The sequence below is a fragment of the Yoonia sp. genome (assembly GCF_965660735.1).
Taxonomy (GTDB): domain Bacteria; phylum Pseudomonadota; class Alphaproteobacteria; order Rhodobacterales; family Rhodobacteraceae; genus Yoonia.
Genome location: NZ_CBFIBD010000002.1, coordinates 73,184 through 85,408, shown reverse-complemented (window position 1 = coordinate 85,408; position 12,225 = coordinate 73,184). Strand labels below are relative to the sequence as shown.

The following is a 12,225-nucleotide window of genomic DNA, read 5'->3' as shown; positions in this document are numbered from 1 at the left end:
ATAGGCGATAAGGAATTGGATCTAAATTTCCCGCCCTATGCCAGTTCGGACAAGAACCGCCGCAGGATTGCTTCCAGTTTGGCTGCTCCGATCGGGGCCATCGCCTTGGTATGTTCATGGCTGATCGCCTCATCGCTCAGCCCCGCAGCCATATTGGTGATGGTGGATATTGCAGCGGCTTTCAGGCCCAGAAAACGCGCCAAAATCACCTCTGGCACGGTGGACATGCCAACGGCATCGGCCCCCAGCATGCGGATCGCCCGGATTTCGGCCGGGGTTTCGAACGACGGGCCTGAATACCAAGCATAGACACCATCGGCCATGTCGGTGCCGGTGGCATCGGCTGCCGCCCGCAGGCCTGCCCGCAAGTCTGGATCATAGGCGTCCTTCATCGGAACAAAACGCGCATCGGTCGTTTCGCCGATCAGTGGGTTCAGACCGGAAAAGTTGATATGATCCGACAGGCACATGATTGATCCAGTGGGCATGTCGGGCCGCATCGATCCGGCGGCATTGGTGGCGATCATCGTGTCGGCCCCCAAATTGCGCAGCACCTCCAGCGGCAGGCGCATCGTGTCAGGCTTGCCGTTTTCGTAGTAATGCGACCGCCCCCCAAAGACAGCGACGCGCACGCCTTCCAGATCACCGATAACCAGTTTGGGGTTGTGGCCGGACACACCCGCATGGGGGAACCCGGCTAAGTCTTCATAGGGAATAGCCACGCCATCGACGCTGTCTGCGATATGGCCAAGACCGGACCCCAGGATCAACCCGGCGCGGACCGGTGCATCGCCTGCTGCGCCCTTGATCTGGGCGGTCAGCAAATCAGCGTTCTTTGACATAGGGCTGCCCCCCCGCGCGTGGGGGGATCGCCTTGCCAACGAAACCGGCAAGGATGATCACCGTCAGAATATAGGGCAACACGTCCAGCAACTGCCCGTTGACCTGGAAACTCAGCACCCGCTCGATCACGTCCGGGCGTAGCGCCATCGCTTGCAGGAAACCGAACAACAGGCAGGCATAAAGCGCATACCACGGTCGCCATTTGGCAAAGATCAGAGCGGCCAGCGCGATATAGCCGCGCCCCGCGCTCATGTCCTTGACGAACCCGGCTTGCAGCGCCGTCGCCAGATATGCACCTGCAAGGCCGCACAGCACGCCGCAAATGCCCACAGCCGCAAAGCGCAACCCGATGACCGATACACCGGCGGTATCGACGGCGGCAGGGTTTTCGCCCACGGCACGCAACCGCAGGCCAAACCGGGTGCGAAAAAGCACCCACCATGTAAGCGGCACCATCAAGACCGCGACATAGACAAGGATCGTGTGGCCAGAAATCAGTTCATAATAAATCGGTCCGATGACGGGCACTTCGCGCAGCGCCTCGGCAAAGGGCAGGGTGATCGGGTTGAATCGCGCATCGCCGGATAATTGCGGTGTGCGTCCGCCTTGGCGAAACCAGCTTTGCGCGACCACAACGGTCAGACCCGCGGCCAGAAAATTGATCGCTACCCCGGAAATCAATTGGTTGCCGCGAAATGTGATAGAGGCAAGCCCGTGTATCACTGACAGCACCAACGACGCGCCAATGCCCGCCAAAAGACCAATCCAGACGCTGCCCGTCACAGCCGCAATAGCCGCCGACATAAAGGCGGCTGCCAACATTTTACCCTCTAGCCCGATATCAAAGATACCGGCCCGCTCGGAAAACAGGCCGGCCAGACAGGCCAGCAACAGCGGGGTCGCCAGACGCATCGTGGCGTCCAGCATCTGCAAAAGGGTGGCAAAGTCCATTTAGGCGACTTTCTCCTTGATGAAGGGGAAGAGCGAACAGAAACGGTCTACCACTTCGGGGTGACGCCGCAGGGCGGCCTCGGCCTCGGCTTCGGTCATATCGGCCATGCCGGCATGTTCGGGGCGCACAAGAAGGCTCATTGCCATCATCGCGTCGAACCGATCATCTGTGATGAACGGATCATGGGGCAGGCGGCGCATGACCGCCTCGTTCGGGCGAAACACGTTCGACCGGTTCTTGACTGCCAGCAGTGCCACCAGATGCGGTGGCACATCGCCGCCGGGGGTTTCTGCGATCACATGATGGATCCACATATGCAGTTCTTCCATTGTGATCACGCCCATCGCCAGACAACTGAGCACAAAGCCCAAGTCTGCGCCGGAATCATCATCGACACCGATTTTAAAAGGTCCTGCCATCATTTTATGCTCTCCTCATTGCCAGGAATAGCCGCTCGAGCGGCATACGCACCATGTTATCCAGTGCGCCCGTGAACAGGATCACCAATGCCTGTATTACGATGATCAATTCACGGGGGATCGACGTCCATAGGGCGAGTTCTGCGCCGCCTTGATATAGAAAGCCGAAAAGAAGGGCCGCCAGGAACACCCCAAACGGGTGGCTGCGCCCCATCAGTGCGACGGCGATGCCGATAAAGCCCGCCCCCTCCACTGCGTTCAGGACCAGCCGTTCGGCCTCGCCCTGGACATTGTTGATGGCCATCATTCCGGCCAGCCCGCCAGAGATGAGCATGGCCACCATGATGATTTTTGTCGGATTGATGCCCGCGTATTTTGCGGCCTGGTCCGAATGGCCAAAGGCCCGGATCTCATACCCCAAGCGGGTGCGCCAGATCAGCGCCCAAAGCGCGATGCAGGCCGAAACGCCCACGAAAAACGCCACATTCGCAGGGGCACCGCGGAAAAACGTGGTGTCACCCCAGTTGAACATGTCCTGAAACGACGGCAGATGCGTCGCCTCGGGGAATTTGGCGGTGGCGGGTTCCATCGAACCCGGCACCTTGAGCGCGCCGATCAGCAGGTAGTTCAGCAAGGCGGCAGCAATGAAATTGAACATGATCGTCGTGATCACGATGTGGCTGCCGCGCCTGGCTTGCAAATACGCAGGGATTGCGGCCCAAGCGGCCCCGAACAGGGCTGCCGCGACTGATGCCCCGATCAGCGCGACGGTCCAGTGCGGCCAAGGCACGTAAAGACAGGCCAGCGCGACACCAAGTCCGCCCAGCACCGCCTGGCCTTCACCACCGATGTTGAACATCCGCGCATGAAACGCGATGGACACGGCCAAACCGGTAAAGATGAAATTGGTGGCGTAATACAGCGTATAACCCCAGCCATAGGTCGACCCCAACGCGCCATCGACCATCAGCTTCAGCGCGCGCCAAGGGCTTTCGCCGATCGCAAGGATCACCAGCGCCGACAGCATCGCCGCCAGCAGGACCGAAATCAGGGGGATCAGGACAACATCAGCCCACTTTGGCATCTCAGACTTCCTTGCTTGCGTCGCCGCCGGCGTGGGCAAGGTTTTCCGCGACCGCCTTGTGCAACGGGCCACGCGGCGCGGTCGTCATCCCGGCCATGAGCAGGCCAAGTTCTTTTTCGTCGGTTTCATTTGGCATCCGCTCGCCCATCAGTTTTCCATCAAACATAACAGCGATCCGATCAGAGAGGGACAAAATTTCTTCTAACTCTACGGAAACCAACAGAATTGCCTTACCCTGATCCCTAAGTGCAACAATCTGCTGGTGGATGAATTCGATGGCCCCGATGTCGACTCCCCGCGTAGGCTGGCCGATCAACAGCAAGTCGGGGTTACGCTCGATTTCACGGGCGAGGACGATTTTCTGTTGGTTGCCGCCGGAAAAATGTTTGGCTGCAAGGTTCGGATCAGGGGGGCGCACGTCGAAACGGGCCATCTTTTCTTCGGTATCGCGCTTGATCGCGGCGTTATCCATGAACAGGCGCGATTGCTGATAGCGCGCATCGTGATGATAGCCAAAGACGGTGTTTTCCCAAGCGTGAAAATCCATGATCAGCCCCTCGCGCTGCCGGTCTTCGGGGACATGGGCGATCCCGCGCGCGCGCCGGCTCTGCCCGTCTGCCGTTGCACCGGACAAGTCGATATCCTCACCGTTCATGCGGATGCTGCCGGTGGCTTTTTCATAGCCTCCCAGCACCTCGAGCAGTTCTGACTGCCCGTTGCCGGCCACCCCGGCAATCCCGAGGATTTCGCCAGCATGGACGTCGAAGCTGATCCCTTTCAGGCGATGCACGCCCTTTTCGTCGCGCACGTTCAGGTCGCGGACTTCCAGTATCTTACGGCCGACTTGCGCAGGGGCCTTATCCACCCGCAACAGCACTTTGCGGCCCACCATTAGCTCTGCCAGTTGCGCGGGGCTTGTTTCGGCGGTCTTGACCGTCGCGGTCATTTCGCCGCGCCGCATCACGCTTACGGTATCGGTGATTTCCATGATCTCGCGCAGTTTATGCGTGATCAGGATGATTGTTTTACCTTCGCGGCGCAGGTTTTCAAGGATGCGGAACAGGTGATCGGCCTCTGCCGGGGTCAGCACGCCTGTGGGTTCGTCAAGGATCAGAATATCCGCCTTGCGATACAAAGCCTTGAGGATTTCGACACGCTGTTGCATGCCCACGCCAACGTCTTGAATGACGGCATCGGGATCGACGTTCAGTTCGTATTCTTCGGCCAGCGATTTCAACTCGCGCCGTGCACGTGCCAGCGACGGGCGCAGCAATCCGCTGTCTTCGGCCCCCAGCACCACGTTTTCCAATACGGTGAAATTTTCGACCAGTTTGAAGTGCTGGAACACCATTCCGATGCCTGCTGCGATGGCCGCCTGACTGTCGGGAATTGCAGTTTTGCGACCTGAAATCCAGATTTCGCCCGCGTCTGCCTTGTAGAAACCATATAAAATCGACATCAGTGTCGATTTTCCCGCGCCGTTTTCCCCGATGATCCCGTGGATCGTGCCGGGCATGACCCGGATCGATATATCCTTGTTGGCCTGAACAGGTCCAAACGCCTTGGAGATGCCTTTGAGTTCAATGGCGGGGGCGGTATCGGTCATGTGGCACCTTTGTCATGCAAAGGGCCGCGCGGATAAATCTGCGCGGCCCTGTTTGGTCGTGGCCTGCCCGGCTGGCTTAGAAGTCGAGCGCAGGGCAGCTTTCGTCGGATGTATAGTCGTGCACCATCAGGTTACCCGCAGCCATTTCTGCAGCGGCGGCATCGACGGCGGCTTTCATTTCTTCGCCAACCAATTCGGCGTTGAATTCATCCAGCGCATAACCGACGCCTTCGTTTGCAACGCCCATGACGTTGAAACCGGTTTCCAGATCGGTGCCGGCGGTAAACGCGTCATAGACAGCGTTATCGACACGTTTCAGCATGGATGTCAGCACCTGGCCGGGGTGCAGGTAGTTCTGGTTCGCGTCAACGCCGATCGACAGGATATCGTTATCAGCGGCCGTTTGCAGAACGCCAACGCCGGTGCCGCCAGCGGCAGCAAAGACAACGTCAGACCCCTGGCTGATCTGCGCCAGTGTCAGCTCGGACCCTTTGACGGGATCGTTCCATGCGGCAGGTGTGGTGCCGGTCATGTTGGCGATGATGGTCACGTCAGGATTGGCCGCCTTTGCCCCCTGCGCATAGCCGCACGCAAATTTGCGGATCAGCGGAATATCCATGCCACCGATAAAGGACACCGTGTCACTTTCGGATGCCATGGCGGCCATCATACCGACCAGATACGACCCTTCGTGTTCGTTGAACACGACGGACCGCACGTTTGGCGCGTCCACAACCATGTCGATGATGGTGAATTTGGTGTCGGGATAATCAGCGGCCACTTCACCCAATGGTGTGGCCCATGAAAAGCCCGCCATGACGATGGGGTTGGCGCCGGATTCGGCGAAACGGCGGATCGCCTGTTCACGCTGGGCGTCGGACTGGATTTCCACCTCGGCATAGGAACCGCCGGTTTCTGTGGCCCAGCGTTCGGCCCCGTTATAGGCGCTTTCGTTGAAGGATTTGTCGAACTTGCCACCAAGGTCGAACAGGATGGCGGGGTCTGCAGCAGCAGCGCCAGCCGTCAGGGCCAGCGCAGCAGAGGCGCCCAGGAATTTCTGCATAAGGGTCATTTTTGTCTCCCAAGTCGTGAGGCGAGGTTTGTGCGGGCGAAATATCGCCCCCTCTGATTAACGCGATCCGATCTTTGTCGGTTCATCGTGCGATAAGGCAACGGTGTGCCCCGAAGATCAACAGGTTTTTCGGGGATTTGCAGGCGTTCGCCCAGAAAACAGGCGCAATTTCCAATATGACGCAGGGTTAGGCGGCGACCAGCTGTTTGCGCAGCACCAATGCAGCCACCGGGGCGGCATCCTTGGGCTGGTAATATCCCGGCCGGCGCCCGACCTGCCCATAGCCTGCGTAGGCATAGAGCGCGCGTGCGGCTGTATTGTCTTCAGCGACTTCTAGAAAGATCTGGGTCGCCCCGGAGTGGCCGACAGTGTTTTCGGCAGTCTGCAGCGCGACCCTGGCCAGCCCCTGCCGCCGGTGGCTTGGGTCGGTCGCGATTGTCAGCACTTCGGCCTCGTCCAGCGTGACGCGGATCAGGGCAAAGCATCGGGTGTCGCCGATCAATATCGTGCCGGGCTGGGCCAGAAGGCTGGCAAACTCTGCCGCTGACCACGTGCGCGTGGCACTGAAGGCACGGGCATGTGCTGTGGCCAGATCATCCGCCGTCATGGCAGGATCGTCGGGGCCGCATCGCGGGCCGGGGCTGCATCGGCGGCGCGCACATAAAGCGGGGCAGGCCGGTCGTGCGCGTGACCCATCCGTGCAGCGGCAACATATGCGATGGCTGTGATCAGTTGATCAGGGGTTTTTTCATCCAGCGCCGGATAGGTCAGTTGCAGATTGTCGCGCAGCACCTGCACCGGGGGCGATGCGGTGCCGGCTGCGCTGAATTCCTGCACATAGCATTGATCGCGCGGTGCGGTGATAATCGCCGTGGCAGGCAGGGTCGCACCGTGAGCACGGGCGTCAAAGCCTGACACGCCGATGGCCGGCTTGCCGAGCCCCAAAGCCAGACCACGTGCGGCGGCAACCGAAATGCGGATACCGGTGAAATTGCCGGGGCCGATGCCCACACCGATTGCATCCAGATCGCGCCACACCATTGCTGCATCCGCCAGCATCTCTTGCAACATGGGCATCAGATGTTCGGCCTGTCCTTTGGCCATCTCATCCACGCGGGTCACAACCCGGTCGCCAAACAGCAAAGCGGCGGCGCAATGCGCCGCCGATGTGTCGAATGCCAGAACGACAGGGTCAGGCCGCAACCGGTCGCACCTCAACCACTTCGGGGATGTAATGGCGCAACAGGTTTTCGATCCCCATTTTAAGTGTCAGCGTGGACGACGGGCAACCGGCACAGGCCCCCTGCATATGCAGATACACAATGCCGCGATCAAAGCCGTGGAATGTGATGTCGCCTCCATCCTGCGCTACGGCAGGACGCACACGGGTGTCCAGCAGTTCCTTGATCTGGCCCACGATTTCGGCATCTTCGCCGGAATGTTCGGCGTGGCCGCTGACGGGCTTGTGGTCTGCCGCCATGACAGGCTGGCCGGACTGATAGTGTTCCATGATTGCGCCCAGAATACCGGGTTTGATATGGTCCCATTCCACCGCGTCGGCCTTGGTCACGGTGACAAAGTCGATGCCAAAGAAAACGCCTGTCACATCGCCAGCCGCAAAGATCCGCTTGGCAAGCGGCGAATTTTCGGCCGCTTCGACGCTTGGGAAATCTGCCGTTCCAACCTCAAGCACATTCTGGCCGGGCAGGAATTTCAGCGTGGCGGGATTGGGTGTGGATTCTGTTTGGATGAACATGGGACCAACCTTTTTTATCAGGCTTCAGATATGGCCCCCGGCAGTGCGCATGTCAAGGATTGGAATCGTTCTAATTTGGGGCAGCAAGGGGCGACATGAACTGCCACCCCCTGCCATCGTCATTCATCGCGGACATTAAAGTGTTTGACCGCCACAACATCGTCACCTTCCAGGATCACCGCCAATACGTCTTGCTGTGGGGGCGTGCCGAGGTTGACACGGACGTCCGGGTTCGCCCCTGTGTGCAGGTCGGCGCTTCCCAAAAGCTCTCCCATTGCACCGCCCGAGAACTCATAGACGTGCACAGTTGCGTCCTGATTTGTGGTGATCAAACCAAGTTCAACGATTGAAGAAGATTCAAGGAATTCTCCAAAGCCAAAATGTGCTTCGGCCCATACCCCGGTTGCAAGTATCGCCGAAAGAGCAACTGTTGTGATGACTGTTTTCGAGGGTTTCATATCATCCTTTCCGGGTCGTTTTGACGACCGCAGTCTGTTACGTTCGAGGAGTCATCTCCTGAAATTGAAAATAACGCATCAAGCCATAACCAGATTGATATTTGTCAGCACCAACTTGAAAAAGCCGGCCCATTTCTGGACCGGCTTTGTGTCTTGCAAAGCGTTGCTTAGCGGTTGATGTCGTATTCACGTTCCACGACGACTTCACCGTCGATCTTGAGCAGTGCGATCACATCCTGTGTCGGGCGCACGCCAACGTTCACACGGACGTTCGAGTTTGCGCCGCCTTTCACTGACTGAGTCCCGAGCAATGCGCCCGGTGCGCCACGGGAATTGTCATAGATTTCGATGACACCGTTGTCGGCAGACCGGACCAGCCCGAGGTCAAGTACGGACGAGCTCTTCAGTGTTTCGCCAAATTCGAAGTAGCTGTTTGCAGTCGCGGCAGAACCGGCTGTGGCGACAATGGCGGCAAGTGCGATTGGTTTGATAAACATGTTTTTTCCTCTCGGGGTTTCAATTGTTGCGGCGGGATTGCCGCGTTTGATGACACCAAGATTGGGCCTGAACCGTTCGGCGTGAAGTCCGCCAGCGGTCACAAAAAAGAGGAACGATGTGATAGCTGCCTGTGCTTGACATGCGGGTCATGTGCGCAGTCACGGAATTTCCTGCAAAAACGCACAGAAGCGCACGTGTTTCTGTGCGTCGCCGGAAGGGAGTTATCGATATTGCGTCACGGGCTGTCTTTCAGCTGTTCACGCATTTCATCAAAGCGCAAATCTGTGAACGTCATTTGTTACGCCCCGCTGACCTGCCCGTGATCGGAAAATGCGGGGAACGTGAGGACATCAGCGCACAGTGGCCGGAAATCAGACCTAGTCCCTGGCAATCAGGTGATTGCCTCCAGCCGTTCCTTGGACAGGTCACCAGGAACAATCGTGATCGGGACAGGCAGGCTTCCCGATTGCCGCACCAGATTGCTCACAAGCGGGCCGGGCCCCTTGTTATCGGTGCCCGCGCCAAGCACAAGAACCCCGATCTCGGGGTCTTCCTTGATCTGGTTCATGATCTCGACCAGCGGTTCGCCTTCACGGATGACCAATTCAGGGTTTACGTTCTGCTTGTCGCGCATCCATTTGGCAAAAACTTCGTAATGCGCTTCGATCCGTTCACGGGCTTCGGCGCGCATGATTTCGCCGACACCGATCCAATGGTTGAATTCATCCGGGGGAATGATCGACAAGATCGCAACCCCGCCACCCGAATGGGCCGCCCGCATCGCGGCAAAGCGCATGGCGTTCAGACATTCGCGACTGTCATCAAGCACGACCAGAAACTTGCGCATTTTGTTCTCCCTGTTGGCTTGGGGGATATTGGCGCATCACCGCTGCGCTGGCAACGGGTCTTGCTGGCGGCGCATCAACAACGGCACCAGCGCCGACAATAGCAGTAACCGCCCGACATGGGCTGCTGCAACAAAACCGGGGTTCGCCCCGATGGCACCCCCGATGACGGCCATGGTTTCCAGTCCGCCGGGGGCAAAGGCGACCAGCACATGGGGCAATGGCATGTCGATCAGGGGGGCCGCGATCCATGCGGCAATCAAGGTCAGCCCGGCGGCCAGGGCAGTCCCCGCGACACCGGCCAATGCCGAGCGGCGCAAGGCACCTAGCGTGATGCCGGCAAACCGGGTGCCGATCAAGGCGCCGACGGCGGCCAGAACCGGATAGGCGATCAGGTGGCTCATGCCGCCGGAGGAATATCCACTAAGCCGGGCAGCGGCGCCAACGACCATGCCGGCCAGCAGCGCAGGCGCAGGCGCGCGCAGCATCACCATCAAGGGAACAACGCCAAGAGCAGCCAACGCGCAAATCATGGTCTGGCCCAAAGACATTTCGGCGACCGCCCCCGCAGCCAACCCCACGCCGGTTTCAAGACCGGTCATTTGCACCGTAAATGGCACGAATAGCGTCAGCGCCAACAGGCGAATGGATTGCACCACGGCAATACGGTCGGTTGAAAGCCCAAGGTCTTCGCCCAATGCAATGACAAAGCTCAGGTGGCCCGGCGTCGCGGCCAGCAGGGCAGACCGCGGGTCTGCGGGCATCATCCTGCGCATCATCTGCTGCCCAAGCAAGATCAAGACGATCACCGTGGCGGCTAGAATTGCAAAGGCAATGGGCCAATGCAACAACGCCGACAGGCTGTCAGCCGACACCGTGGCCCCGATGGCGATACCCGCCAACAGGAATACTGCCGCCCTGACGCGATGCGGGAACACCAATGGCACGCCGGCAAGACAGGCCAGCGTCGTGATGATGGCCGGCCCGGTGAGGAGTGGCACAGGCAAACCCAGCCCCACGGCCAGCATCGCCCCTGCCAAAGTCAGCCCGGTCAAAAGGGCCAGCCGTCTGATCATGACGCGGACGCGGCCCAATCCCAATACATGTCACGGACCCGCCGGGTGATGGGGCCGACCTGATATTGGTGATCTTCAAAGGCAGTGACCGGCGTGACCTTGGACATGTTGCCAGAAAGAAACACCTCGTCCGCCGTCGCAAAATCGGCAAAGCCCAGCACGGCTTCATGTATCTCCATGCCGTCGGCGCGCATATTGGCGATATGGCGCGCGCGTGTGATGCCAGACAGAAACGTGCCGTTTCCGATGGGCGTGAACACGGCCCCGTCGCGCACTATAAAGACGTTGGCCGTCGCCGTTTCGGCCACATTGCCCAGCGCATCGGCTACCAGCGCGTTGCCAAAACCGCGCGCGCGCACCTCGGCCAGCATCCGGGCGTTGTTGGGATACAGGCACCCTGCCTTGGCGTTGACCACGCTGCTTTCCAGCACGGGGCGGCAAAACCGGGTCCGGCCCAGTGTTGTGGTTGCTGTCGGTGCGGCCATCGGGATCGCCTCAAGGCAGATGGCAAAGCCGGTGGTGTCGGCGCTGGGCACAATCGCAGTCGGGTCGCTGTCGATCCCCCAATACATCGGGCGGATATAAACGGCGGCGTCCTTGGGATACAGCGCCAGCCCGTCACGGACGATGGCAACCATCTCGTCGGTGCTGACGGTCGGTGTCAGCATCAGCGCGCTGGCCGACCGGTTCACGCGGGCGCAATGCAAGTCCAGATCGGGGGCCAGCCCGTCTACAAATCGTGCCCCGTCAAACACGGTGCTGCCGAGCCATGCACCGTGGTCTGCCGCACGCATGATGGCGATATCGCCATCGTGCCACTGCCCTTTGAAATAGGTGCGAATATGTGTGCCGGTTGCCATGGTGGTCCTCCTTGGGGCGGACATTAGGCTGGCGTTTGTTCAAGGTAAAGCGGCCTGCGCGCCCGGTGCCGGGGAACACCGGGCGCTATGCCGGGCGGGTGTCGTGGGATAGAGCCCGACACCCAAGGCAAAACCGCAGAGCGAATCGATGCGGTGCGATGGCTCCAGGATGGACCGGGGCGGATTCAGTTTTATGACGTGCGTGCCAGGGCGACCAAAGCTGCCACATCCAGAGGCGCGTTGACCATCGCCAGATTACCTTGCGTATCGCGCGGCCAGTCGGCGGCAGGCTTGTCGGCATAAAGCTCGACACCGTTCTGGTCGGGGTCGCGCAGGTAAACCGCTTCGCTGACACCATGGTCGGCGGCCCCGTCCAGCCGAATGCCGGCGGCCTGGACCCGGGCAATGGCCGCACCCAGCGACGCGCGGTCAGGGTAAAGGAACGCAGTATGATACAGCCCCGTATGCCCGGCCGGCGGCGGCGTGGCGCCAAGGCTTTCCCATGTGTTCAGCCCGATATGGTGGTGATAATCACCCGCTGCCAGAAAGGCCGCACCGGGGCCATAGCGCTGGGTCACGGCAAAGCCCAGCACGTCGTGATAAAATGCAATCGACCGGTCAAGATCAGAGACACGCAGGTGAATATGCCCGACACGGGCGTTGGCAGGGGCAGACATGGCAACCTCTTTTTGAATGGCCTGCCATCAACCTAGGCCTATGCCCATTTACGCGCAATTGTCCGGTTTCAACCGGCTT

Annotated in this window: 15 protein-coding genes; all 15 read right to left on the bottom strand. The window is 59.7% G+C overall.

Annotated features, from left to right (window positions below):
* Window positions 1-35 precede the first annotated feature (35 nt).
* The 15 genes from ACTG4B_RS01705 to ACTG4B_RS01635 all read right to left on the bottom strand — a co-directional run bounded on the left by ACTG4B_RS01705 (window position 36) and on the right by ACTG4B_RS01635 (window position 12,146).
* Window positions 36-842 (bottom strand): purine-nucleoside phosphorylase, encoded by an 807-nt coding sequence (locus ACTG4B_RS01705; protein WP_439153943.1) that lies wholly within the window; start codon window positions 840-842, stop codon window positions 36-38.
* On the bottom strand, window positions 826-1,794 hold the full coding sequence (locus ACTG4B_RS01700; RefSeq protein WP_439153942.1) for an ABC transporter permease: 969 nt from the start codon (window positions 1,792-1,794) through the stop codon (window positions 826-828). The genes ACTG4B_RS01705 and ACTG4B_RS01700 overlap by 17 nt, the downstream gene beginning before the upstream one ends.
* Window positions 1,795-2,217: a hypothetical protein gene (locus tag ACTG4B_RS01695; protein WP_439153941.1), complete on the bottom strand. Its 423-nt coding sequence runs from the start codon at window positions 2,215-2,217 to the stop codon at window positions 1,795-1,797.
* Window position 2,218: 1 nt separating this feature from the next.
* A complete protein-coding gene (locus ACTG4B_RS01690; protein ID WP_439153940.1) occupies window positions 2,219-3,298 on the bottom strand; it encodes an ABC transporter permease in 1,080 nt (359 codons plus the stop codon).
* 1 nt (window position 3,299) lies between these two features.
* Complete coding sequence (locus ACTG4B_RS01685) at window positions 3,300-4,904, bottom strand: ABC transporter ATP-binding protein (protein WP_439153939.1); 1,605 nt, start codon at window positions 4,902-4,904, stop codon at window positions 3,300-3,302.
* A 76-nt stretch (window positions 4,905-4,980) separates the two neighbouring features.
* Window positions 4,981-5,976: a BMP family lipoprotein gene (locus ACTG4B_RS01680; protein ID WP_439153938.1), complete on the bottom strand. Its 996-nt coding sequence runs from the start codon at window positions 5,974-5,976 to the stop codon at window positions 4,981-4,983.
* 187 nt (window positions 5,977-6,163) lie between these two features.
* Window positions 6,164-6,583 carry a GNAT family N-acetyltransferase gene (locus ACTG4B_RS01675; protein WP_439153937.1) on the bottom strand — a complete coding sequence of 140 codons (420 nt, stop codon included), beginning with the start codon at window positions 6,581-6,583 and terminating at the stop codon, window positions 6,164-6,166.
* Window positions 6,580-7,179, bottom strand: a complete 600-nt coding sequence (gene tsaB, locus ACTG4B_RS01670) for a tRNA (adenosine(37)-N6)-threonylcarbamoyltransferase complex dimerization subunit type 1 TsaB (protein ID WP_439153936.1) — start codon at window positions 7,177-7,179, stop codon at window positions 6,580-6,582. The genes ACTG4B_RS01675 and tsaB overlap by 4 nt, the downstream gene beginning before the upstream one ends.
* Entirely contained in the window at window positions 7,169-7,732 is a 564-nt protein-coding gene (locus ACTG4B_RS01665; RefSeq protein ID WP_439153935.1) for a NifU family protein, read from the bottom strand. The genes tsaB and ACTG4B_RS01665 overlap by 11 nt, the downstream gene beginning before the upstream one ends.
* A 119-nt stretch (window positions 7,733-7,851) precedes the next feature.
* Window positions 7,852-8,190 carry a hypothetical protein gene (locus tag ACTG4B_RS01660; protein WP_439153934.1) on the bottom strand — a complete coding sequence of 113 codons (339 nt, stop codon included), beginning with the start codon at window positions 8,188-8,190 and terminating at the stop codon, window positions 7,852-7,854.
* Between the two features lie 167 nt (window positions 8,191-8,357).
* Window positions 8,358-8,687, bottom strand: coding sequence for a hypothetical protein (locus ACTG4B_RS01655; RefSeq protein WP_439153933.1), 330 nt, complete (start codon window positions 8,685-8,687; stop codon window positions 8,358-8,360).
* 392 nt (window positions 8,688-9,079) lie between these two features.
* On the bottom strand, window positions 9,080-9,535 hold the full coding sequence (locus tag ACTG4B_RS01650) for a universal stress protein (protein ID WP_439153932.1): 456 nt from the start codon (window positions 9,533-9,535) through the stop codon (window positions 9,080-9,082).
* 36 nt (window positions 9,536-9,571) lie between these two features.
* The gene (locus ACTG4B_RS01645) at window positions 9,572-10,609 is read right to left on the bottom strand and encodes an AbrB family transcriptional regulator (RefSeq protein ID WP_439153931.1); all 1,038 of its coding nucleotides are present in this window, start codon (window positions 10,607-10,609) and stop codon (window positions 9,572-9,574) included.
* The gene (locus ACTG4B_RS01640) at window positions 10,606-11,469 is read right to left on the bottom strand and encodes a branched-chain amino acid aminotransferase (RefSeq protein WP_439153930.1); all 864 of its coding nucleotides are present in this window, start codon (window positions 11,467-11,469) and stop codon (window positions 10,606-10,608) included. The genes ACTG4B_RS01645 and ACTG4B_RS01640 overlap by 4 nt, the downstream gene beginning before the upstream one ends.
* Before the next feature lie 191 nt (window positions 11,470-11,660).
* A complete protein-coding gene (locus ACTG4B_RS01635; RefSeq protein WP_439153929.1) occupies window positions 11,661-12,146 on the bottom strand; it encodes a VOC family protein in 486 nt (161 codons plus the stop codon).
* Between the last annotated feature and the right edge of the window lie 79 nt (window positions 12,147-12,225).

Excerpts from the sequence above, each read along its gene's own strand:
- ACTG4B_RS01705 (WP_439153943.1), bottom strand. The coding sequence starts at position 842 with ATGTCAAAGAACGCTGATTTGCTGACCGCCCAGATCAAGGGCGCAGCA.
- ACTG4B_RS01700 (WP_439153942.1), bottom strand. The coding sequence starts at position 1,794 with ATGGACTTTGCCACCCTTTTGCAGATGCTGGACGCCACGATGCGTCTG.
- ACTG4B_RS01695 (WP_439153941.1), bottom strand. The coding sequence starts at position 2,217 with ATGATGGCAGGACCTTTTAAAATCGGTGTCGATGATGATTCCGGCGCA.
- ACTG4B_RS01690 (WP_439153940.1), bottom strand. The coding sequence starts at position 3,298 with ATGCCAAAGTGGGCTGATGTTGTCCTGATCCCCCTGATTTCGGTCCTG.
- ACTG4B_RS01685 (WP_439153939.1), bottom strand. The coding sequence starts at position 4,904 with ATGACCGATACCGCCCCCGCCATTGAACTCAAAGGCATCTCCAAGGCG.
- ACTG4B_RS01680 (WP_439153938.1), bottom strand. The coding sequence starts at position 5,976 with ATGACCCTTATGCAGAAATTCCTGGGCGCCTCTGCTGCGCTGGCCCTG.
- ACTG4B_RS01675 (WP_439153937.1), bottom strand. The coding sequence starts at position 6,583 with ATGACGGCGGATGATCTGGCCACAGCACATGCCCGTGCCTTCAGTGCC.
- ACTG4B_RS01665 (WP_439153935.1), bottom strand. The coding sequence starts at position 7,732 with ATGTTCATCCAAACAGAATCCACACCCAATCCCGCCACGCTGAAATTC.
- ACTG4B_RS01660 (WP_439153934.1), bottom strand. The coding sequence starts at position 8,190 with ATGAAACCCTCGAAAACAGTCATCACAACAGTTGCTCTTTCGGCGATA.
- ACTG4B_RS01655 (WP_439153933.1), bottom strand. The coding sequence starts at position 8,687 with ATGTTTATCAAACCAATCGCACTTGCCGCCATTGTCGCCACAGCCGGT.
- ACTG4B_RS01650 (WP_439153932.1), bottom strand. The coding sequence starts at position 9,535 with ATGCGCAAGTTTCTGGTCGTGCTTGATGACAGTCGCGAATGTCTGAAC.
- ACTG4B_RS01645 (WP_439153931.1), bottom strand. The coding sequence starts at position 10,609 with ATGATCAGACGGCTGGCCCTTTTGACCGGGCTGACTTTGGCAGGGGCG.
- ACTG4B_RS01640 (WP_439153930.1), bottom strand. The coding sequence starts at position 11,469 with ATGGCAACCGGCACACATATTCGCACCTATTTCAAAGGGCAGTGGCAC.
- ACTG4B_RS01635 (WP_439153929.1), bottom strand. The coding sequence starts at position 12,146 with ATGTCTGCCCCTGCCAACGCCCGTGTCGGGCATATTCACCTGCGTGTC.